23 protein-coding genes are annotated in these 20,527 nt (G+C 75.8%); 6 read left to right on the forward strand and 17 right to left on the reverse strand.

Features of this window, described 5'->3' with window-relative positions; genetic code table 11:
* Positions 1–7 precede the first annotated feature (7 nt).
* The 4 genes from tatA to ACI79B_RS19570 form a co-directional block, all read right to left on the reverse strand.
* Positions 8–304, reverse strand: a complete 297-nt coding sequence (tatA, locus tag ACI79B_RS19555; RefSeq protein WP_456929667.1) for a Sec-independent protein translocase subunit TatA — start codon at positions 302–304, stop codon at positions 8–10.
* Between the two features lie 86 nt (positions 305–390).
* Positions 391–600 carry a hypothetical protein gene (locus ACI79B_RS19560; RefSeq protein ID WP_456929668.1) on the reverse strand — a complete coding sequence of 70 codons (210 nt, stop codon included), beginning with the start codon at positions 598–600 and terminating at the stop codon, positions 391–393.
* A 23-nt stretch (positions 601–623) separates the two neighbouring features.
* Positions 624–1,589 carry a helix-turn-helix transcriptional regulator gene (locus ACI79B_RS19565; protein WP_456929669.1) on the reverse strand — a complete coding sequence of 322 codons (966 nt, stop codon included), beginning with the start codon at positions 1,587–1,589 and terminating at the stop codon, positions 624–626.
* Positions 1,586–2,563, reverse strand: coding sequence for a helix-turn-helix transcriptional regulator (locus ACI79B_RS19570; protein ID WP_456929670.1), 978 nt, complete (start codon positions 2,561–2,563; stop codon positions 1,586–1,588). The genes ACI79B_RS19565 and ACI79B_RS19570 overlap by 4 nt, the downstream gene beginning before the upstream one ends.
* Before the next feature lie 125 nt (positions 2,564–2,688).
* On the opposite strand from ACI79B_RS19570, the gene ACI79B_RS19575 reads away from it, so the two are divergent.
* The gene (locus ACI79B_RS19575) at positions 2,689–3,741 is read left to right on the forward strand and encodes a DUF3866 family protein (protein ID WP_456929671.1); all 1,053 of its coding nucleotides are present in this window, start codon (positions 2,689–2,691) and stop codon (positions 3,739–3,741) included.
* Positions 3,742–3,808: 67 nt separating this feature from the next.
* Here the strand turns inward: ACI79B_RS19575 and pafA are convergent, their stop codons facing one another.
* The 3 genes from pafA to prcB all read right to left on the reverse strand — a co-directional run bounded on the left by pafA (position 3,809) and on the right by prcB (position 6,982).
* The gene (gene pafA / locus ACI79B_RS19580; RefSeq protein WP_456929672.1) at positions 3,809–5,167 is read right to left on the reverse strand and encodes a Pup--protein ligase; all 1,359 of its coding nucleotides are present in this window, start codon (positions 5,165–5,167) and stop codon (positions 3,809–3,811) included.
* 64 nt (positions 5,168–5,231) lie between these two features.
* Positions 5,232–6,134: a proteasome subunit alpha gene (gene prcA, locus ACI79B_RS19585; RefSeq protein ID WP_456929673.1), complete on the reverse strand. Its 903-nt coding sequence runs from the start codon at positions 6,132–6,134 to the stop codon at positions 5,232–5,234.
* A 5-nt stretch (positions 6,135–6,139) separates the two neighbouring features.
* The gene (prcB, locus tag ACI79B_RS19590) at positions 6,140–6,982 is read right to left on the reverse strand and encodes a proteasome subunit beta (protein WP_456929674.1); all 843 of its coding nucleotides are present in this window, start codon (positions 6,980–6,982) and stop codon (positions 6,140–6,142) included.
* A gap of 193 nt (positions 6,983–7,175) precedes the next feature.
* On the opposite strand from prcB, the gene ACI79B_RS19595 reads away from it, so the two are divergent.
* Positions 7,176–7,808, forward strand: coding sequence for a hypothetical protein (locus ACI79B_RS19595; protein WP_456929675.1), 633 nt, complete (start codon positions 7,176–7,178; stop codon positions 7,806–7,808).
* Entirely contained in the window at positions 7,805–8,083 is a 279-nt protein-coding gene (locus tag ACI79B_RS19600; protein WP_456929676.1) for a hypothetical protein, read from the forward strand. The genes ACI79B_RS19595 and ACI79B_RS19600 overlap by 4 nt, the downstream gene beginning before the upstream one ends.
* 12 nt (positions 8,084–8,095) lie before the next feature.
* Here ACI79B_RS19600 and ACI79B_RS19605 read toward each other — a convergent pair whose 3' ends face one another.
* From ACI79B_RS19605 to dop, 4 genes are all read right to left on the reverse strand, one after another.
* The gene (locus tag ACI79B_RS19605; protein WP_456929677.1) at positions 8,096–8,494 is read right to left on the reverse strand and encodes an endonuclease VII domain-containing protein; all 399 of its coding nucleotides are present in this window, start codon (positions 8,492–8,494) and stop codon (positions 8,096–8,098) included.
* A 251-nt stretch (positions 8,495–8,745) separates the two neighbouring features.
* Positions 8,746–8,955 carry a ubiquitin-like protein Pup gene (locus ACI79B_RS19610; protein WP_456929678.1) on the reverse strand — a complete coding sequence of 70 codons (210 nt, stop codon included), beginning with the start codon at positions 8,953–8,955 and terminating at the stop codon, positions 8,746–8,748.
* Between the two features lie 72 nt (positions 8,956–9,027).
* Positions 9,028–10,011 carry an acyl-CoA dehydrogenase family protein gene (locus ACI79B_RS19615; protein ID WP_456929679.1) on the reverse strand — a complete coding sequence of 328 codons (984 nt, stop codon included), beginning with the start codon at positions 10,009–10,011 and terminating at the stop codon, positions 9,028–9,030.
* Positions 10,011–11,516: a depupylase/deamidase Dop gene (gene dop / locus ACI79B_RS19620; protein WP_456929680.1), complete on the reverse strand. Its 1,506-nt coding sequence runs from the start codon at positions 11,514–11,516 to the stop codon at positions 10,011–10,013. The genes ACI79B_RS19615 and dop overlap by 1 nt, the downstream gene beginning before the upstream one ends.
* 43 nt (positions 11,517–11,559) lie before the next feature.
* Here dop and ACI79B_RS19625 point away from each other — a divergent pair, with 43 nt between their 5' ends.
* Positions 11,560–12,417: a hypothetical protein gene (locus tag ACI79B_RS19625; protein ID WP_456929681.1), complete on the forward strand. Its 858-nt coding sequence runs from the start codon at positions 11,560–11,562 to the stop codon at positions 12,415–12,417.
* Positions 12,418–12,561: 144 nt separating this feature from the next.
* Here ACI79B_RS19625 and arc read toward each other — a convergent pair whose 3' ends face one another.
* The gene (gene arc / locus ACI79B_RS19630; protein WP_456930480.1) at positions 12,562–14,343 is read right to left on the reverse strand and encodes a proteasome ATPase; all 1,782 of its coding nucleotides are present in this window, start codon (positions 14,341–14,343) and stop codon (positions 12,562–12,564) included.
* 100 nt (positions 14,344–14,443) lie between these two features.
* A complete protein-coding gene (locus ACI79B_RS19635; protein ID WP_456930481.1) occupies positions 14,444–15,385 on the reverse strand; it encodes a tRNA (adenine-N1)-methyltransferase in 942 nt (313 codons plus the stop codon).
* An 86-nt stretch (positions 15,386–15,471) separates the two neighbouring features.
* On the opposite strand from ACI79B_RS19635, the gene ACI79B_RS19640 reads away from it, so the two are divergent.
* Together ACI79B_RS19640 and ACI79B_RS19645 are read left to right on the forward strand one after the other, a co-directional pair.
* Positions 15,472–16,419 (forward strand): RecB family exonuclease, encoded by a 948-nt coding sequence (locus tag ACI79B_RS19640; protein WP_456930482.1) that lies wholly within the window; start codon positions 15,472–15,474, stop codon positions 16,417–16,419.
* Positions 16,420–16,823: 404 nt separating this feature from the next.
* Complete coding sequence (locus ACI79B_RS19645) at positions 16,824–18,002, forward strand: amidohydrolase family protein (protein ID WP_456929011.1); 1,179 nt, start codon at positions 16,824–16,826, stop codon at positions 18,000–18,002.
* Between the two features lie 4 nt (positions 18,003–18,006).
* On the opposite strand, the gene ACI79B_RS19650 is transcribed toward ACI79B_RS19645, so the two are convergent.
* The 4 genes from ACI79B_RS19650 to ACI79B_RS19665 all read right to left on the reverse strand — a co-directional run bounded on the left by ACI79B_RS19650 (position 18,007) and on the right by ACI79B_RS19665 (position 20,458).
* Positions 18,007–18,729: an HAD family hydrolase gene (locus tag ACI79B_RS19650; RefSeq protein ID WP_456929012.1), complete on the reverse strand. Its 723-nt coding sequence runs from the start codon at positions 18,727–18,729 to the stop codon at positions 18,007–18,009.
* A gap of 103 nt (positions 18,730–18,832) precedes the next feature.
* Positions 18,833–19,042 carry a dodecin gene (locus ACI79B_RS19655; protein ID WP_456929013.1) on the reverse strand — a complete coding sequence of 70 codons (210 nt, stop codon included), beginning with the start codon at positions 19,040–19,042 and terminating at the stop codon, positions 18,833–18,835.
* An 81-nt stretch (positions 19,043–19,123) separates the two neighbouring features.
* The gene (locus ACI79B_RS19660; RefSeq protein ID WP_456929014.1) at positions 19,124–19,801 is read right to left on the reverse strand and encodes a hypothetical protein; all 678 of its coding nucleotides are present in this window, start codon (positions 19,799–19,801) and stop codon (positions 19,124–19,126) included.
* Positions 19,802–19,936: 135 nt separating this feature from the next.
* Positions 19,937–20,458 (reverse strand): hypothetical protein, encoded by a 522-nt coding sequence (locus tag ACI79B_RS19665; protein ID WP_456929015.1) that lies wholly within the window; start codon positions 20,456–20,458, stop codon positions 19,937–19,939.
* Between the last annotated feature and the right edge of the window lie 69 nt (positions 20,459–20,527).

A 20,527-nucleotide genomic window follows, 5' to 3' on the forward strand; every position in this document is an offset into this window, starting at 1 on the left:
GCAGCGGTCAGCGCGCGTCGGCGGCGCCGGGCTGTGCGGCGCGCGCCCGCAGCTCGGCGGCGCGGGCCTCGGCGGCGGCCGCCTCGGCCTCGAGCTGGGCGCGCCGGTCCCGGTCGGCCGCGTCGAGCGCGGCCGGCGACGGCGCGGACGCGGCGCGGTCGTCGTCCTTCATGCCCTTCATCTCGCCCTTGAAGATGCGCAGCGAGCGGCCCAGCGAGCGCGAGGCGTCGGGGAGCTTCTTGTAGCCGAACAGCAGCAGCACGGCCAGGATGATCAGGCCGATCTCGAGCGGGCCGAGGTTCATGCGTCCTCCAGGTCGCGGGGGGCGGAGCCGATGCTACGCCGGGAGGCGTTCGTCCCCGGGGTGCCCGGCGGACGGTCGCCGTCGGTTCAGCGGCCGTCCGCGGGCCGTTCACCGGCCTGCAGCGCGGCGGCGCGGGCGGCGGTGGCCGCGGCCTGCTCCAGCACCGGCCGCACCTCCCGCTCGGCGGCCTCCAGCTCCCGGCGCAGCCGCTGGAACGCCCCGAGCAGGCCGTACCCGATCGCGCCGAGGACGACCAGCGACACGACGACGGCGGCGATCCACACGACGAGCAGCACGCCGCGAGCCTAGGCGCCCGCGGTCAGGCGCCGTACCGGGCGAGGGCGGCGCGCGCGTCGGCGGCGACCGCCGCGGCGAGCTCGGCCGGCTCGTCGACGGTGGCCGCGCCGCCCAGGGAGGCGACCAGCCGCCGCGCCCAGGCCAGGTCGTGGGTGCGCAGCGCGACCGCCAGCCCGCCCGGCGGGTCCTCGACCTCGCGGACGTCCTCCACCGGGTAGTACTCGGCCACCCAGCGGGCGGTGCGGGCCAGCCGCAGCCGCACCACCGGCGCGCCGGGCGCCGGCTGGTACAGGCCGGACTCCACGTCCCGCGGCGCGGCCTGCGGCGGCGGGGCGGCCGGCTCCTCGAGCACCTCGACGTCGTCGATGCGGTCCAGCCGGAACAGCCGGACCCCGGCCACCTCCCGCGACCACGCCTCCAGGTACCAGCGGCCGTCGACCAGCAGCAGCCGCATCGGGTCGACGGTCCGCTCGGTGCGCTCGTCCCGGGTGGGCACGTAGTAGTGCAGGTGCAGCGCCCGGCCGCGCTCGAGCCCCTGCCGGACGACGGTGAGCGCCTGCTCGCGGGCGTCGACGCTGAGCGCCACCGGGGTGACCCGCTCGGCGGCGTGCCCGGCGGCGGCCGACACCTTGGCCAGCGCCCGGCTCACCGCCTCCTGCTCGGCCAGCCCGGGCAGGTCCAGCAGCGTGCGCAGCGCCACGACCAGCGCGACCGCCTCGTCGGTGGTCAGCCGCAGCGGGCGGACCATCCCGGCGGTGAAGGTGACCCGCACCCGGTCGCCCTCGAAGGACAGGTCGATGAGGTCGCCCGGGCCGTAGCCGGGCAGGCCGCACATCCACAGCAGCTCGAGGTCGCGGCGCAGCTGCCGCTCGGGCACGCCGAAGTCGCGGGCCACCTCGGCCAGCGGCACGCCCTCGGGCCGGGCGGTGAGGTAGGGGACGAGCGAGAGCAGCCGCGTCATCCGCTCGTTGGTGGCCGGGCTCGTCATCGCTCCCCCATCGCGGCCAGGCGGGTCAGCCGCTCGACCACCGCGTCGCGGACCGCCGCCGGGGACTCCACGACGACGTCGGGCCCGTAGGCGGCCAGCTGGTCGGCCAGCCGCCCCGGCTCGGTGGTGCGCAGCTGCAGCCGGTCCTCCCCGTCCGGGCCGGCGCCCAGCGGGGTGGCCCAGCGGCGCAGCCCGACCGCGGTGCCCGGGCGGGCGCGCACCACGACCAGCTGCTCCTCGCCCCGGCCGCCGAACTGGCCGGCGACGATCCCGGCGAGGTCGAGGTCCGGCGGCGGCTCGAACGCGTTCTCCGGCCCGGTCGCCCTCGGGGTGCCGGCCACCCGGGACAGCCGGAACACCCGCGGCGCCTGCCGGTCCAGGTCCAGCCCCACCAGGTACCAGCGGCCGTGCCAGGCGACCACGCCCCAGGGCTGCACGTGCCGGCGGGCCGGGGCGTCCTCGTCGGGACGGCGGTAGTCGAAGGTCAGCACCCGGCGGTCGCGGGCGGCGGCGTAGCAGGGCTCGAACGCCGGCTCGTCGGAGTCCAGCCGCGGCTGGATCGGCAGCCGGGTCGGGTCGACGTCGACCCCGGCGGCGCGCAGCTTCACCAGCGCGCTGTGCGCGGCCCCGGCCAGCTGGGCGGACTCCCACAGCCGCAGCGCCAGGCCGACGGCCGCGGCCTCCTCGCCGGTGAGGGTGATCTCGGGCAGCTCGTAGTCGGCGCGGGCGATGCGGTAGCCGTCCTCGGTGTCGAAGACGCTGGTGCGGCCGGTCTCCAGCGGGATGCCCATCTCGCGCAGGTCGGCCTTGTCCCGCTCGAACATCCGCTTGAACGCCTCGTCGGCGCGCGCGGTGCCGTCGTCGGGCTCGTAGCCGGGGACGGTCGCCCGGATCCGCGCCGCCGTCACGTACTGGCGGGTGCCCAGCAGCGCGATGACCAGGTTGACCAGCCGCTCCGCCCGCTTCGCCGACACGCGCCCCAGGCTAGTCAGACCCGCGCTCCCCCACCGTCCCGGCCGCGCGCGGGCCGCCCCCTGGCTAGCCTCGCCCCGTGGGGGAACGGACGACTGCGCAACGGATCCGCTGGCGACGCGGCACGGTGACCGCGACCGGGAGGAGCTGGCGCGACGCGCTGGAGCTCACCGTCGAGGTGCCCGGCGACGGCGCGGTGCGCTCGCTGGCGCACCCGTCGCTGGTGGGGGTGCCCGAGGTCGGCGACGAGGTGCTGCTCAACACCACCGCGTGGGCGCAGCGGCTGGGCACCGGCGGGTACGCACTCGTCGTCGCCGTGCCCGACCGGCTGCCGCCGGACCCCACCGGCCCCGGTCACCTCGTCAAGGCCCGCTACACGCCGCTGCAGGTGAGCGTGCAGGGCGTCGACGAGCAGGACACCGAGCACCACGACACCATCGCCGCGGCCGAGGACCTGGGCGGGATGCCGGTCGTCGTCGCCGACCTGCACTCGGCGCTGCCGGCCGTGCTCATCGGCCTGTTCGCCACCGACCCCGACCTGAAGGTCGCCTACGTGATGACCGACGGCGGCGCGCTGGTGGCCGGGTTCTCCCGGACGCTGCACACCCTGGCGCCGTCGCTGGCCGGGGTGGTCACCGTCGGGCAGGCCTTCGGCGGCGACCTGGAGGCGGTCACCCTGCACACCGGGCTGCTCGCCGCCAGGCACGTGCTCGGCGCCGACGTCGCCGTGGTCACCCAGGGGCCGGGCAACCTGGGCACCGGCACCCCGTGGGGCTTCTCCGGGGTCGCGGCCGGGGAGGCGTGCAACGCCGTCAGCGTGCTCGGCGGCGAGCCGATCGGCGCGCTGCGGATCTCCGACGCCGACCCGCGCCACCGCCACCGCGGCGTCTCCCACCACTCGCTGACCGCGTTCGGGCGGGTGGCCCTGGCCGGGGTGACGCTGGTGGCCCCGCGCGGGCTGGGCTCGGAGCTCGGCCGGCAGGTGGAGGAGGACCTGGCCGGGCAGCCGGAGCGCAACCGGGTGGTGTGGGTCGACGTCGAGGGGCTGGACGAGGCGCTGCAGCTGTCGCCGGTGACGCTGTCGACGATGGGCCGCGGCTGGCCCGAGGAGCGCGCCTACTTCCTCGCCGCCGCGGCCGCCGGCCGCTACGCCGCCGTCCGGGTGCCCCTGCCCGACTGACCCTGCCCGGCCGACCCGCGCGCGTCCCCGCGGACGGGCACCGTGCCCGCCCGCGGGGACGGGCGGCCTACATGGAGGCGATGAGCTTCTCCACGCGCTCGTCGACGCTCTTGAACGGGTCCTTGCACAGCACGGTGCGCTGGGCCTGGTCGTTGAGCTTGAGGTGCACCCAGTCGACGGTGAAGTCCCGCCGCTTCTCCTGGGCCTTGCGGATGAACTCCCCGCGCAGCTTGGCCCGGGTGGTCTGCGGCGGCACGTTCTTCGCCTCGAACACCCGCGGCTCGTGCGCCACCCGCTCCACCTGGCCGTTGCGCTCGAGCAGGTAGTACAGCCCGCGCCGGCGGGAGATGTCGTGGTAGGCCAGGTCCATCTGCGCCACCCGCGGGGAGGACAGCGACAGGCCCCGCTTGCCCCGGTACCGCTCGATCAGCGACAGCTTCGTGGCCCAGTCGATCTCCCGGTCGATGAGCGAGAGGTCCTCGGTGTCGACGGCCTTGAGCACCCGCCCCCACAGCTCCAGCATCTGCCGGTGCACCGGGCCGAAGCCCTCCCGGTCGACGAACTCCGCGGCGCGGGAGTGGTACTCGCCCTGGATCTCCAGCGCGCTCATCTCCCGGCCGTTGGCCAGGCGCACCTTGCGGCGGCCGGTGACGTCGTGGCTGATCTCCCGGATCGCGCGGATCGGGTTCTCCAGCGCCATGTCCCGGATCGGCACGCCGGCCTCGATCATCCGCAGCACCAGGTCGGTGATGGTGACCTTGAGCAGCGTCGTCGTCTCGTTCATGTTCGAGTCGCCGACGATCACGTGCAGCCGCCGGTAGCGCTCGGCGTCGGCGTGCGGCTCGTCGCGGGTGTTGATGATCGGCCGGGAGCGGGTGGTCGCCGAGGACACGCCCTCCCAGATGTGCTCGGCGCGCTGGCTGACGCAGTAGATCGCCCCGCGCGGGGTCTGCAGCACCTTGCCCGCGCCGACGATCAGCTGCCGGCTGACCAGGAACGGGATGAGCACGTCGGCCAGCCGGGAGAACTCCCCGTGCCGGCCGACCAGGTAGTTCTCGTGGCAGCCGTAGCTGTTGCCCGCCGAGTCGGTGTTGTTCTTGAACAGGTAGATGTCGCCGGTGACGCCCTCCTCGGCCAGCCGCTGCTCGGCGTCGACCAGCAGGCCCTCGAGGATCCGCTCACCGGCCTTGTCGTGGACGACGAGCTCGGTCAGGTCGTCGCACTCGGCGGTGGCGTACTCGGGGTGGCTGCCGACGTCGAGGTACAGCCGCGAGCCGTTGCGCAGGAAGACGTTGGAGCTGCGCCCCCACGACACGACCCGCCGGAACAGGTAGCGGGCCACCTCGTCCGGGGACAGCCGCCGCTGCCCCCGGAAGGTGCACGTGACGCCGTACTCGGTCTCGATCCCGAAGATCCGTCGGTCCACGGACCGAGCCTAGGCGCCGGATGCGACTCCGGCCGGTTCCCGGGCGTCCCTTCGACGGCGCCGCTCAGCTGCCCCCGTCGGTGCCGCCGCCGACCCCGTCGGCCGGGCCCGGCTGGGGGCCGCTGCCCTCCCCCGACCCGCCGGTGCCGCCGGCGGTGTCCGGCGCCGAGGGGTCGCCGAGACCGGCCGGGGTGCCCGGCATCGCCGCGCTCGGGACGTGCGCGTGCGTGGCGCCCTCGGGGGCGGCCTCGCCGGCGCTGCGGTCGCCGAGCAGGGTGCCCAGCGCCGCGCCGACCACCCGGCGGAAGGCCCGCTTCGGCCGGCGGCGGTCCAGGACGGCGACCTCGAGCTGCCCGGCCGGCAGCAGGCCGCCGGCGCCGTTGCCCGACATCGCCGGGCTGGACGCCGACAGCGCCCGGACGCCGACCATCAGCGCGTCCCGCAGCGCCAGGCCGGGGCGGAAGTCCTCCCGCAGCCGGGCGGTGACGGCCTCGGCCTGCCCGCCCATGACCACGAAGTCCGGCTCGTCGACGACCGACCCGTCGAAGGTCAGCCGGTACAGCTGGTCCTGCTCGGCGGTCTCGCCGACCTCGGCGACGCAGAGCTCCACCTCGTAGGGCTTCATCTGCTCGGTGAAGATCGCCCCGAGGGTCTGCGCGTAGGCGTTGGCGATGACCCGGCCGGTGACGTCGCGGCGGTTGTAGGAGTAACCGCGGACGTCGGCCAGGCGCACCCCGGCCACCCGCAGGCTCTCGAACTCGCTGTACCGGCCGACCGCGGCGAAGCCGATCCGGTCGTAGATCTCGCCCACCTTGTGCAGCGTGGAGCTGGGGTTCTCGGCGATGAACAGCACGCCGTCGGCGTAGGTGAGGACGGCGACGCTGCGGCCGCGGGAGATGCCCTTGCGGGCGTACTCCGAGCGGTCGCGCATGAGCTGCTCGGGCGAGGCGTAGTACGGCATGGTCATGGCGCTCAGCCCTGCCCCTCGGCGGCGGCCCGCTCGTCGACGATGGTCTTCGCGACGGCGGACACCTCGTCGTCGGTCAGGCGGACCGCGCCCTCGGCGTCGACGCGGTACACGATCGGGTAGAGCCGTCGGACCGGGTCCGGGCCGCCGGTGGCCGAGTCGTCGTCGGCGGCGTCGTAGAGCGCCTCGACCAGGCTGCGGGTGGCGTCGTCGCCGCCCAGCCCCGGCCGCCAGGTCTTCTTCAGCGAGTTCCGGGCGAACAGCGAGCCGGAGCCGACGGCGGCGTAGCCGCGCTCCTCGTAGTTCCCGCCGGTGACGTCGTAGCTGAAGATCCGGCCCGGGCTGGTGCCGGGGGCGGCGTCGAGGTCGAAGCCGGCGAAGAGCGGGACGACGGCCAGCCCCTGCAGTGCGGCGCCGAGGTTGCCGCGGATCATCTGGGCCAGCCGGTTGGCCTTGCCGTCGAGGCTGAGGGTCAGCCCCTCGATCTTCTCGTAGTGCTCGAGCTCCACCTGGTAGAGCCGGACCATCTCGATCGCGATGCCCGCGGCGCCCGCGATGCCGATCACCGACCAGGAGTCGGCCGGGTACACCTTCTCGATGTCGCGGCTGGAGATCAGGTTGCCCATGGTGGCCCGGCGGTCGCCGCCCATGAGCACGCCGCCGTCGTAGGTGACCGAGACGATCGTGGTGCCGTGCGGGGTGAGGTCGCCGGCGTGCACCGACGGCACCGGGCGCCGCCCGGGCAGCAGGTCGGGCGCGGCCTGGGCGAGGAAGTCGGTGAACGAGGAGCCCACCCGGTCCAGGTAGGCGGGCGGGAAGCCGCTCCGGCCGGTGTGCGACTGGGTCAACCCGTCTCCCCTTCCCGCGCCCCTCCCGGGGTGCTCCTCAACGTGCCGTCGACGTGCCGCGGACGTGCCGCGGCGGCTCGTCGCCGACCCTACCGGCGCGACTGGCGGGCCACCCGGGACGCGGGCGGGCCTGGTCCGCCGCGACCGCGGGGTCTACGGTGCGCCGGCCTCGATCGACCGGAGGGGAGCTGGCGTGACCGACGGACCGCACCTGCAGGAGGCGGGGAGGGCCCCGCGCGTGCCCCGGGTGCCGGCGGCGCGCCGCCGCGCCGCCCTGGCCGCGACCGGGGTGCTGGTCGCCCTGCTGTGCGGGCTGTGCGCGGCCTCGTCCCGCGCGGCGCTCGAGGGCCGGGCCGGGTGGACGGCGGCCGTGGCGGCCCTGGCCGGGCTGCTCGCCGCCCTGTCCCTCCGGTCGCGGGTTCGGCGGGACGTCGCCGGCCGGCTGCGGCTGGAGGGGACGGTGCTCGTCGGGCGGACCCTGCTCGGTGACCACGGGGTGGACCTCGCCCGGGTGACCGCGGCGTCCGCCGGCAGCGACCCGGAGCTGGGCGGGCTCGTCGCGGTCCGGCTGGACGACGGCGAGCGCGACCTGGTGGCCCCCTGGTCGCGGCTGGACGGCCTGCCGGAGGCGCGCCGACTGCTCGTCGACCGGCACCGGCGGGGCGCGCTGCTGCCGGCGGCGGTGTGCGACGCCTGGGACCTCCCCGCTCCGCCGCAGGTCCCCGCGCCCGGGCCCGTGCGCCGGGACGGGGTGGAGCGCGCCATCGGCGGGCTGACCCTGATCGGCTCGGCCGCCGCCGTGGCCGCCGGCGTCCTGCTCGCGTGACCTCGCCGACGCGGGTGGTACCACGGGTGCCGTGGCCGGAGGTGCGCCGGCACCTGCCGCTCCGGGCACTGCTGCTCGCCCGTCAGGAGCAGGGAGCCGTGGTGCTCCCCCGCGTGCTGTGCGCGACGTGGGACGTCCCGGCGCTGCCCGGGGCGCCGTGGGCCGGACCGGTGCTCGGGGACCTGCACGACCCGGTGGACGCGGTGATCACCGCCCTCACAGCGACCGGGTGCCTCGTCACCGGCCTGGCCGCTGCCCTCGCCGCGGTCGGGTGAGCGCCCGGCCGCTCACTCCCCGGCCGGCGACGGGGCTCCGCCGTTCTGGCGGGCACGGTGATGAGCGACGTAGTCAGCGGCGGCACGCATGAGCTCGGGGTCGTCCTTGAACTGGCCCAGCCCTCCGTTGCAGTTGAAACACAGCAGCGCCCGCACCGCACCGGTCACGTGGTCGTGGTCCACGTGCTGGGCCGCTGCCCGACGGCAGATCGCGCACCGGCCGTCCTGCTGAACGAGCATGACGTCGGCCTCGGCGGCCGTGATGCCGTAGCGCCTCTTGAGGTGATAGGTCCGTGACCCGCCGACCTGCTCCTTCGACGCCCTGCCGCGGGCGTTGTGGCAGGGCTTGCAGTAGGGCTGGCGCCCCGAGGGCTGACTCCGGTTGCGCACGAAGTCGTCGATCGGCTTCACCGAGCCGCAATCAGGACACCACTTGTGACCGTCCGGCACAGCGATCTCGCGTCTGTGCCTGCTCTTCGGCGGTCCCTGGCGCGCGTCCTTGGCGCGGAGGAGGCGACGGCGAGCGTGCACGCGACAGTAGAAGCTCAAACCGTCTGGGCGCGACCGGTCGGAGGAGAACTCCCCGACCGGCCGCTCCTCACCACAATCCCGACAATACTTGGTATTGTTTACTGCACGAGAAGTGCTGTCGGGAGAATGGTCTATTGGCCCCCCTTTTGCACATAACTGCGCACAAATTCCTCTGCGTTCTCCTCGAGCACGTCGTCGATCTCGTCGAGGATGGCGTCGACGTCCTCGGACATCTCCTTGTGCCGCTCGGCGACCTCGGTGTCGACCGAGGCCTCGACCTCGTCGGTCTCCTCGCGCGTGCGCGTGGTCCGCTGCTGCCCGCCGGTGTCCCTGGTGGCCATGTGCCCTCCCCTGGTGCGCGCCGAGTGCGTGCTGCCGCCGAAACTACCCGCAGGTACCGACACCCGGCGGCCTCAGCGGGCCGCGCCCAGCCGCGCCAGCAGCGACGCGCGGATCGCCGGGCGCGAGCCGAACACGAGCAGGAACACTGCCTCGCGCGCCGTCCGCTCGGCGACCGCGCCGGCGCGCGCGGCGCCGCTGCCCGTCGCCACCACCAGGGCCCCGGCCGCCCGGTGCGCCAGGGCCGCGGCGGCGGCCCGCGCCTCCGGCAGTTCCCCCGGCCCGGCCGCGTCGAGCCGGGCGCGCGCGTCGGCCAGGTCGTCGTCCAGGGGTGAGGGACCGAGCAGCCGGGCGCACCGGAGGACCAGCCCCAGCGCCAGCGAGCCGTTGAGCCGCAGCCCGGCCGCGTCGCCCGCGCGGACCTCGGCCTGCGGGGTCGCGCCCAGCAGCCGGGCGGCGGGCAGCCGGTGGCCGCGCAGGTGCAGCTCCACCGTGGCGCTGGCCTGCACCGCGACCAGCCGCTGCGGCACCGCCGCCAGCGTCGGCCCCTCCACCGCGTCGGCCAGCGCGAACGCGACGTCGTCGCCGTCGCGGGCGGCCACCAGCAGCACGTCGACCAGGTTCCAGCCGGTCACCCACGGCACCGCGCCGTCGAGCACGAGGTCGCCGCCGTCCCGGGACAGCGTCACGGGCGCCGCGTCCGGGCGGGTCGCGGCCTGCAGCGCGATCCCGGCCCGCCGGCGCCCGGCGCACAGGTCGGCCAGCAGCTCCGGGTGCGCCCCGGAGGCGGCCAGCCGGCCGACGACGCCGTGGTGCTGCAGCCAGACGAACGCGGTCGCGAGGTCGCCGGCCGCGAGCTCCTCGACCACGGCCGCCAGCGTCGCGCCGTCGCCGTCCAGGCCGCCGGCGTCCGCGGGCCCGACCAGGCCGTACAGCCCGGCCGCGGCGAGCGCGTCGAGGTGACCGCGCGGCAGCACGCCGGTGGCGTCGACGGCGGCGGCCGCGGGCGCGAGCAGGTCCCCGGCCAGCGCCCGCGCGACCTCGACCGGGGAGGCCACTAGGCGCCGGTGATGGTGTCGACCAGCTCCTGGGCGCTCGCCGTGGACTCGAACAGCAGGCCCACGTGGTCGCGGGTGCCGCGCAGCGGCTCCATCGTCGGGATGCGCACCAGGTTCTCCCGGCCGAGGTCGAACACCACCGAGTCCCACGACGCCGCGGCCACCTGGGCGGGGAACCGCCGCAGGCACTCGCCGCGGAAGAAGGCGCGGGTGTCGGCCGGCGGGGTGACCATCGCCCGGGTCACCTCGTCGTCGGTGAGCAGCCGCTGCATCGAGCCGCGGGCCACCAGCCGGTGGTAGAGCCCCTTCTCCGGGCGGACGTCGGAGTACTGCAGGTCCACCAGCTGCAGCCGCGAGTCACCCCAGGACAGCCCGTCGCGGGACCGGTAGCCCTCCAGCAGCCGCAGCTTGGCCGGCCAGTCCAGCCGGTCGGCCAGGCGCATCGGGTCGGTGGCGAGGTCGTCGAGGACCTCCGCCCAGCGGCGCAGCACGTCGGTGGTCTGCTCGTCGGCCTCCCCGTTCCGGTCGACGAAGCGCTCGGCGTGGTCGAGGTAGACGCGCTGCAGGTCCAGCGCGGTCATCCGCCGCCCGTCGCGCAGCCGCACCTGGGTGGCCAGCGACGGGTCGTGGCTGACCGCCTGCAGCGTGGCGACCGGCTCCTCCAGCGAGAGGTCCTCGCGCAGCGCCCGCGCCTCGATCATCGCCAGCACCAGCGACGTCGTCCCGACCTTGAGGTAGGTCGACAGCTCGGCGAGGTTGGCGTCGCCGATGATCACGTGCAGCCGGCGGTACTCGTCGGGGTTGGCGTGCGGCTCGTCGCGGGTGTTGATGATCGGCCGCTTGAGCGTCGTCTCCAGGCCCACCTCGACCTCGAAGAAGTCCGCCCGGGAGGAGATCTGGAAGCCCTGGGTGCGGCCCTCGGTCCCGATGCCGACGCGGCCGGCGCCGGCGAACACCTGCCGGGTCACGAAGAAGGGGATCAGCCCGCGGATGATGTCGATGAACGGCGTCCGCCGGTCCATCAGGTAGTTCTCGTGCGCGCCGTAGCTGGCGCCCTTGCCGTCGGTGTTGTTCTTGTACAGCTGGATCGGCTGGGTGCCGGGGATGCGGGCGGCCCGGCGGGCCGCCTCGGCCATGACCCGCTCCCCCGCCTTGTCCCAGAGGACGACGTCGCGCGGGTTGGTGACCTCCGGCGTGGAGTACTCCGGGTGCGCGTGGTCGACGTAGAGCCGGGCGCCGTTGGTGAGGATGACGTTGGCCATCCCCGAGTCCTCGTCGAGGTCGGTGTGGTCCAGCGCCTGCGCCGGGGAGAGGTCGAAGCCGCGGGCGTCGCGCAGCGGCGACTCCTCCTCGAAGTCCCAGCGCGGCCGGCGGCGGGTCGGGGCGTCGGCGACGGCCCAGGCGTTGACGACCTGGCTGGACAGGGTGGTCGGGTTGGCGGTGGGCTGCCCGGGCACCGAGATGCCGTACTCGACCTCGGTGCCCATGACCCGCCGCACGCTCATGCCCCGAGCCTAGGCCGCGGTCGCCGGCCGCGAGGATGACCGGGTGACCCCGCCACCCCTGGGCCTGCTGCTCGACGTCGACGGCCCGGTCGCGAGCCCCGTGACCCGCACGGTCGCCCCGGCGCTGCTGGCGGACCTGCGGACCCTGCTGGCCGCGGGCGTCCCCGTGGTGCTCAACACCGGCCGGTCGGCGGAGTTCGTCGGCGAGCGCGTCCTGGCGCCGCTGGCCGCGGCCGGCCTGCCCGGTGGGGCCCGGCTGCACGCGGTCTGCGAGAAGGGCGGCGTCTGGACGTCGGCCGGCCCGGACGGCGCGGGTGAGGTGCACGTCGACCCCGCCCTCGCCGTTCCCGCCGTGTGCCGCGCCCTGCTCGCCGACCTGGTGGGCGACGGCTACGGCGACGCGATGTTCCTCGACGACACCAAGCGGACGATGGCCACGGTGGAGGCGCGCACCGACGTCCCGGCCGCCCTCTACGCCGAGCGGCAGCGGGCCTTCGACGCCGACCTGCTCGCCGGCCTGGTGACCGCGGGGCTCGGCGTGCGGCTGGGCGACCGCGCCCACCCCGATGCCGACGGCCGGACGCCGTGGCGGATCGACCCGTCGGTGATCGCGACCGACGTCGAGTCGGTGCGCTCGGGCAAGGCGCTGGGGGCCCGCCGCGCGCTGGAGCTGCTGGGGGCCGACGGGCCGCTCCCCCGGGCCTGGCACACCGTCGGGGACTCGGCGACCGACTACGCGATGGCCGACCACCTGCACGGCCTGGGGTACGACGTCGTCCACGTCGACGTCGGCCCGCGGCCGCCGCTGGACCGGCCCTATCCGGTGCGCACGGTGCCGGGTGCCGCGTACGAGGCCGCCGGCGGGGCGCACCTGCGCGCGCTGGCCGGCCGGCTGGGCTGATCGCGCCGGGGGGGGGGGGCCCCCCCCCCCCCCCCCCCCCCCCCCCCCCCCCCCCCCCCCCGCCCCCCCCACCGGCGCCCCCCCCCCCCCCCCCCCCCCCCCCCCCCCCCCGCCCCCCCCCCCCCCCCCCGGGGCCGGGCCGGCCTAGAGGTACTGGCCGGTGTTGGTGGCGGTGTCGATCGCGCGGCCGGAGTCGTTGCCCTTGCCGCTGATGAGCGTGCGGATGTAGACGATCCGCTCGCCCTTCTTGCCCGAGATCCGCGCCCAGTCGTCGGGGTTGGTGGTGTTGGGCAGGTCCTCGTTCTCCTTGAACTCGTCGACGCAGGCCTGCATCAGGTGGCCGACCCGCAGGCCCGCCGTCCCCGTCTCCAGGTTCTCCTTGATGGCCATCTTCTTGGCCCGGTCGACGATGTTCTGCAGCATGGCGCCGGAGTTGAAGTCCTTGAAGTACAGGACCTCCTTGTCACCGTTGGCGTAGGTGACCTCGAGGAAGCGGTTCTCCTCGCTCTCGGTGTACATCCGCTCGACAGTGCGCTGGATCATCGCCTGGATGGTGGCCTCGCGGCTGCCGCCGTTCTCGGCGAGGTCGTCGGCGTGGATCGGCAGGTCCGTCTTCAGGTACTTGCTGAAGATGTCGCGCGCCGCCTCGGCGTCGGGCCGCTCGATCTTGATCTTCACGTCCAGCCGGCCGGGCCGCAGGATCGCCGGGTCGATCATGTCCTCGCGGTTGGAGGCGCCGATGACGATGACGTTCTCTAGGCCCTCGACGCCGTCGATCTCGCTGAGCAACTGCGGGACGATCGTCGACTCGACGTCGGAGGACACGCCCGACCCGCGGGTGCGGAAGATCGAGTCCATCTCGTCGAAGAACACGATGACCGGGGTGCCCTCGCTGGCCTTCTCCCGGGCCCGCTGGAACACCAGCCGGATGTGCCGCTCGGTCTCGCCGACGTACTTGTTGAGCAGTTCCGGGCCCTTGATGTTGAGGAAGTAGGACTTGGCCTGCCCCTCGCCCTTCACCGCGGAGACCTTCTTGGCCAGCGAGTTCGCCACCGCCTTGGCGATGAGCGTCTTGCCGCAGCCGGGCGGGCCGTAGAGCAGGATGCCCTTCGGCGGGCGCAGCTGGTACTCGCGGAACAGGTCCGCGTGCAGGAACGGCAGCTCGACGGCGTCGCGGATCTGCTCGATCTGCCGGGCCAGGCCGCCGATGTCGGAGTAGTCGATGTCGGGGACCTCCTCGAGGACGAGCTCCTCGACCTCGCTCTTGGGGATCCGCTCGTACACGTAGCCCGACCGGGCCTCCAGCAGCAGCGAGTCGCCGACCCGCAGCGGCTGGTCGGTGAGCGAGTCGGCCAGGTAGACCACCCGCTCCTCGTCGGTGTGGCCGATGACCAGGGCCCGCGGCGTGACGCCGTCGATCGGCTCCAGCAGCTCCTTGAGCATGACGACGTCGCCCTGCTTCTCGAAGCCGAGCGCCTCGACGACGTTCATCGCCTCGTTGAGCATGACCTCCTGGCCGGGCCGCAGCTCCTCGGCCTCGACGGCCGGGGACACCGAGACGCGCAGCTTGCGGCCGCCGGTGAAGACGTCGACCGTGCCGTCGTCGTGCTGCCCGAGGTAGACCCCGTAGCCCGACGGCGGCTGGCCGAGCCGGTCGATCTCCTCCTTGAGCGTGAGCAGCTGCTCGCGGGCGTCGCGCAGGGTGCCGGCGAGCTTGTCGTTGCGCTCGGAGAGGAAGGCCGCGCGGCCCTCCGCCTCGGCGATCCGCTCCTCGAGCGCCCGCACCTGCCGGGGGCTGTCGGCCACCTTGCGGCGCAGGAGAGCGATCTCCTCCTCGAGGTAGGAGATCTGGGAGAGCAGGGCGGAGACGTCACGTTCGCGCCGCGCTCGGAACTCGTCGGGACCGCTGACAGGACCGGGGCCCATCGCGCACCTCCGCACATCGGGGGGAGCCAGGAGGCAAATCTATACACGCCTGCCGACACCGTGCCCGGCGCTCGCCGGAGGCCGACTCCCCCCTGCGGGGCTACTTCTGGGGACGCCGCTGGCGGACCGGCGCGACGACGCCCTCGGCCAGCCGGCGGGCGGTCACGAGGAACGCGGTGTGCGCGACCATGCGGTGCTCGGGGCGGACGGCGAGGCCGACGGCGTGCCACGGGCGGACCAGCGACTCCCAGGCGTAGGGCTCGGTCCACACGCCCTGCGCGCGCAGCGCCTCGACGTAGGTGGACAGCTGGGTGACCGTCGCGACGTAGCCGACGAGCACGCCGCCGGGCCGCAGCGCCGCGGCCACGGTGGGCAGCACCGCCCACGGCTCGAGCATGTCCAGGACCACCCGGTCGACGACCTCGTCCGCGGGGTGGTCGGCGAGGTCGCCCAGGCGCAGGTCCCAGGTGTCCGGCACCCCGCCGAAGAAGGCGGCCACGTTGCCGCGGGCGACGTCGGCGAAGTCCTCGCGCCGCTCGTAGCTGGTGACCCGGCCCGACGCCCCGACGGCGCGCAGCAGCGAGCAGGTGAGCGCGCCGGAGCCGGCGCCGGCCTCGAGGACCCGCATGCCGGGCCCGATGTCGCCGCTGCCGACGATCTGCGCGGCGTCCTTGGGGTAGATGACCTGGGCGCCGCGCGGCATGGACAGCACGAAGTCGGCCAGCAGGGGCCGGAACGCCAGGTAGCCGGTGTTGGCGGTGGAGTGCACGACCGAGCCCTCCGGCGCGCCGATGAGGTCGTCGTGGGCGATGGCGCCGCGGTGGGTGTGGAACTGCTTGCCGGGCTCGAGGACGACGGTGTGCAGCCGGCCCTTGGGGTCGGTGAGCTGCACCCGGTCGCCGACGGCGAAGGCGCCCGGCACGCGGTCGGCGACGGCGGCCGGCTGCGCCGCGTCCGTCTCCGTGTCCGCGTCCGCGGGGACCGGTGCGGCGGCGGGGGCGGCGCTCGGCGCGTTCTGGCTGGGCTCGGGCTGCGGTTCCACGGGCGGCCAGCCTAGGCGAGCGGCGGGACGGGTCCGCCCGGCGCGGGGACTCGGAACTGTCGGCGGGGCGTCGTAGCGTCGGGTGCATGACGGCAGTGGCGCAGGACCCGGCGCGCAGCGGCACGGTCTTCCCCGACACGGCGTCCGACGGCGGCGAGCAGGCTCCCGACGGGGGCAGGGCCCCGCGCCGGCCCTCGCTGTCGCCCAGCCGGGCGGCGGACTTCAAGACCTGCCCGCTGCTCTACCGGTTCCGCACCATCGACCGGCTGCCGGAGAAGAAGAGCGCCGCGGCGGTGCGCGGCACGCTGGTGCACGCGGTCCTGGAGCGGCTCTACGACCTGCCGCCGGCCGAGCGGACCGTCGAGGCGGCCCGCGGGCTGGTGGCGCCGGCGTGGGACGAGCTGCGCGCCGACCCCGAGGTCGAGGCGCTGTTCACCGCCGGCGAGGAGGGGCAGCAGCCGCCGTCGCTGGAGAGCTGGCTGGACTCGGCCGGGAAGCTGGTCGAGACCTACTTCCGGCTGGAGGACCCCACCCGCATCCAGCCGGAGGGACGCGAGCAGCTGGTCGAGGTGACCCTGCCGGACGGGCTGCTGCTGCGCGGGTACGTCGACCGGCTCGACGTCGCCCGCAACGGCGCGCTGCGGGTGGTCGACTACAAGACCGGCTCGATGCCGCGCGAGGCGTTCGAGTCCAAGGCCCTGTTCCAGATGAAGTTCTACGCGCTGGTGCTGTGGCGCACCCGCGGCGTGGTGGCCTCCCAGCTCAAGCTCATCTACCTCGGCGACGGCGACGCGCTGACCTACGCCCCCGAGGAGGCCGAGCTGGTCCGCTTCGAGCGGACGCTGCTGGCGATCTGGGCGGCGATCGAGCGGGCGGTGGCCACCGGTGACTTCCGGCCCAACCGCACGCGGCTGTGCGACTGGTGCGACCACCAGGCGCTGTGCCCCTCCTTCGGCGGCACTCCCCCGCCGTTCCCCGCCGAGGCCGCCGCCCGGGCCGGCTGGGCGACGCTGCCGATCGTCGAGCGCGACTGACGCACCCGGCGCCCACTCCCGGGTCCCGCGTCCCGGCGGACGCTGCCCGGACGCCCGGAACGATCACGGAGCCGCGGTGGCGACACGCCGTCGCCGTCCGGCGTGTCGCCACCCGCCCGCCCCCCCCCCCCCCCCCCGACCCCCGCGCGGCCGCCGGGCCCCCCCCCCGCCCCCGCGCCCGCCCCCCCCCCCCCGGGACTCCGTGATCACCGGGCCGTGGCGCCGGGCGGTCCCCCGGCAGGTGCTCTCCCTCTGCTCGCAGCCGGCCGACACAGTCGGCACCTGAGTTGGGGATAACGGTCGGGCACGAGACGGGTGGGGTGAACGAGACGCGCCGGTCCCCGTCGACCGGCCGGCGCGGCCGGCCCTAGCGTCGGCTGCTCCCGCCACCCAGGAGGACCGGCATGCGGGGTTACCGGGCCGACCGGGCCTTCGACGGCGAGCGGGTGCGGCGCGACGGCGCCCTGGTGCTGGTCGACGACGGCCGGATCGTCGCCGTCCAGCCCGCCGGGACCGCCCCGCCCGACGGCGTCCCCGTCACCGCCCTGCCCGGCACCACGCTGCTGCCCGGGCTGGTCGACACGCACGTGCACCTCTGCGGCGACAACGGCCCCCGCGCCCTCGACCAGCTCCCCGAGCTGGAGCCGGCGCAGGTGGACGCGATCGTCGCCGCCGCCCTGCAGCAGCACCTGGCCGCCGGGGTCACGGCGGTCCGCGACCTGGGCGACGTCGGCTGGGCGGTGGTCGAGCGCGCGCCGGCCGACGGCCCCACCGTGGTGGCCTCCGGCCCGCCGCTGACCTGCCCCGCCGGCCACTGCGCGGGCATGGGCGGCGTGGTCCGGGGCGTCGAGGCGCTGCGGGCCGCGGTGCGCGAGCGCGCCGAGCGGGGCGCGGACGTCGTCAAGATGATGGCCAGCGGCGGCGTCATGACCGCGGGCACCGACATGACCGCCTGCCAGTTCAGCACCGCCGAGGTGCGCGCCGTCGTCGAGGAGGCGCACCGGCTGGGCCTGCCGGTCACCGCGCACGCGCACGCGCTGACCGCCGTCCGGCAGGTGCTGGCCGCCGGCGTCGACGGCATCGAGCACTGCTCGTGCCAGACCGCCACCGGCTGGGGCGTCCCGCCGGCGCTGGCCGGCCAGCTCGCCCGCGCGGGCACCGCCGTCTGCCCGACGCTGGGCCTGGCCGACGGCGTGGTGCCGCCGCCGCGGATCCAGGAGCTGCTCGCCCGGATGGACATCACCGACCCGGCGCGCGCCGCCGACGCGGCCCGCATGCACCGCGCGGGCGTCCGCATCGTCAGCGGCGTCGACGCCGGCATCGGCCCCGGCAAGCCGCACGGGCTGCTGCCGCGGGCGGTCGCCTCGCTCGCCGGCGGCGGCGTGCCGGCCCCGGAGGCGCTGGCGACGGCGACCTCCGCGGCGGCCGCCGCCTGCGGTCTCGGCGGGCGCACCGGGCGGCTGGCGCCCGGCCTGGACGCCGACCTGCTACTGGTGGACGGCGACCCCACCGTCGACGTGACGGCGCTGGAGCGGGTGCGGCTGGTGGTCTCCCGCGGCCGGGAGGTCGTGCCGGCCGGCTGAGGGGTCAGCGGCGCGGCGCGGCGTCCCGCCCGAGCAGCAGCCCCTCCAGGTCGGCGAGCCCGACGCCGGCCAGCGTGTCGCGCAGCACCAGGCCCGGCGCGGGCTCCAGCGGCTGCAGCGCGGGCACGCCGAGGACGGTGGCGCCCGCGGCCAGCCCGGCGGCCACCCCGGCCGCGGAGTCCTCGACGACGACGCAGTCGGCCGGGTCCACGCCGAGCGCGGCGGCGGCCTGCAGGTAGGGCGCCGGGTCGGGCTTGCGGGCGGGCACCTCGTCGCCGCACACGGTGAGGTCGAACGGCGGCACGTCCGGGAACGCGCGCTCGATGTGCGCGATGACCACGTCGGCCAGGCGGCGCGGCGTCGTCGTCACCAGGGCCGTGGGCAGCGCGGCGGCGCGCACCTCGGCCAGCAGCTCGCGCGCGCCGGGCCGCCAGTGCAGGTCGGTGGCGAGCAGGCCGGCGACGGTCTCCTCCACCCAGGCGACGTCGGCGCTCGTCTCCCCGGGGGTGCGCTCGATCCCGAGGTCGGCCTGCAGGACCGCCATGGACGCCGCCATGCTGGTGCCGACGGTGGCCTCGCGGGCGGTGGCGCTGAGCTCACCGCCCAGGCGCCGGGCGAGGGCGAACAGGGCGTGTCCCCAGTGCTGCTCGGACTCCACCAGCGTGCCGTCCATGTCGAAGAGCACCGCGCGCAGGTCGGTCCGGGCGTCAGGGGCAGGGAGGGTCACGGCAGGTCTCTCGGGCAGGGAGCAGGGGCACGACGGCCCACGCCGGCCGACGTCCCCAGTGTCCCACCGCCCCGGCCCGGGCCGGTGCCCGCACGGGGAGCGGTCAGTCCTCGACGCGGAACCCGATCTTGAGCGTCACCTGGACGTGCGCGACCTCCCCGTCGGCGACCTGCCCGCGCACCTCCTGGACCTCGAACCACTCGACGTTCCGGATGGTCTGGCACGCCTTGCCGATCGCGGTGCGGATCGCGTCGTCGACGCCGGTCGGGCTGCTGCCGACGACCTCGGTGAGCCGGTACACGTGGTTGGCCATGGCGGTCTCCTCCCCGCACCCGGCGGCGCCGGGCGCGGGTCGATCCTGGCCCCGGGGGTGCCGGACGGGGAACCGGGCGGATCAGCCGGGCAGGATGTTGATGACCCGGGCGAGGACCACCACGAGGACGCCGAGGGAGATCAGCGACTGCAGCGCCATCAGGCCCTTCACCCGCAGCGTCAGCGGCAGCGTGTCGGTCGGGCTGAAGGCGACCAGGTTGGTGAACGCCACGTACAGGTGGTCGCCGAAGTGGGGCCGCCAGCCCGGCGGCGCGAGGCCGGGCGCGTCGGTCTGGGGGAACTGGAAGTCGGGGTGGGGCGGCGGCTCCGCGACCCGGCCGGCCGGCCCGCCGCCGTCCAGCTGCCAGTAGACCAGCGCGAAGGTGACCACGTTGACCAGCAGGACCAGCGCCGCCGCGACGAGCAGCCGGTCGGCGGTGAGCGGGACGTGGTCGACCTCGCCGCCGTCCAGCACGAGGACCACGAGCCGGGCGGCCGCGCCGGCGTTGGCGACCACGAGGGTGCCGAACAGCGCGAGCACCAGCGACCGGGCGCCGCGGGGCACCGGCCCGGGCCGGGCCGCGATGCCCAGCAGCACCAGCAGCGCGATCCCCTCCACGACCGGGACGAGCAGCGGCGGGCCCACCCGGTAGCCGGCGGGGATCAGGACCTGCAGGAGGATGACCACCACGACCGTGAGCAGCGGCCAGGTGTAGCTCTCCGGGGTGCCGGACCGGGTCCGGTCGACCGTGCGGTCCATCGCACCACCGCGTCCCTCCCGCCCCCGGGCGGCGCGGGTCGCCGGGAGGGCGGGCCGCGACGAGGGCGCTCCCGCGGCCCAGCCTCCGCAGCAGGGGCTCCGGCCGCGTCACCCGCCGCGGACGAGGGAGCGAGGTCAGGCGGGGCGGCGGCGGGCCCGCCGCAGCAGCACCGCGCCGACCCCGCCGGCCACGGCGACGCCGATCGCGAGCCCGGTGCCGTTGCCCTCGGCCGGCATCTGCGTCGAGGGCGGGCAGGCGGCGTCGGCCTTGCGGGCGGCCAGGTTCGTCTCGCCCAGGTGCCACATCGGCCCGCCGCCGTTCTCGACGGTCACGGAGAACACGGCGTGCCGCACCCCGGGCTCGAAGGTCGTCGGCTGCGGCTCCCCGAGCGGGGCCGGCGTCACCTGGTTGGCCGGGCCGACCGGGATGTCCACCGTCTCGCCGGTGCGGTTGTCGTAGCCGAACACCGCCGTCCAGCTGCCGTCGTCGTGCCGGACGACGCAGTCGACCAGGGGCACCACGTCCGGCGGGTCCGACCGGTTCGGCGCCGCCCCGGCGACCCCCGGGGTCAGGGCGAGGACCGCCCCGACCGCGGTGGCCGCGAGTCCCCGCGCGAGGCGGCCCCGTCGCGTCGTCGAGCGTCCCGTCGTGTCCATGTCGTCCCTCGTGTCGCTGGTGAGCTGCACCTGACACGGGTCCATCGGCAGACGCGGGGCCGGCGGGGA

This window comes from Geodermatophilus sp. SYSU D00879 (genome assembly GCF_054050375.1).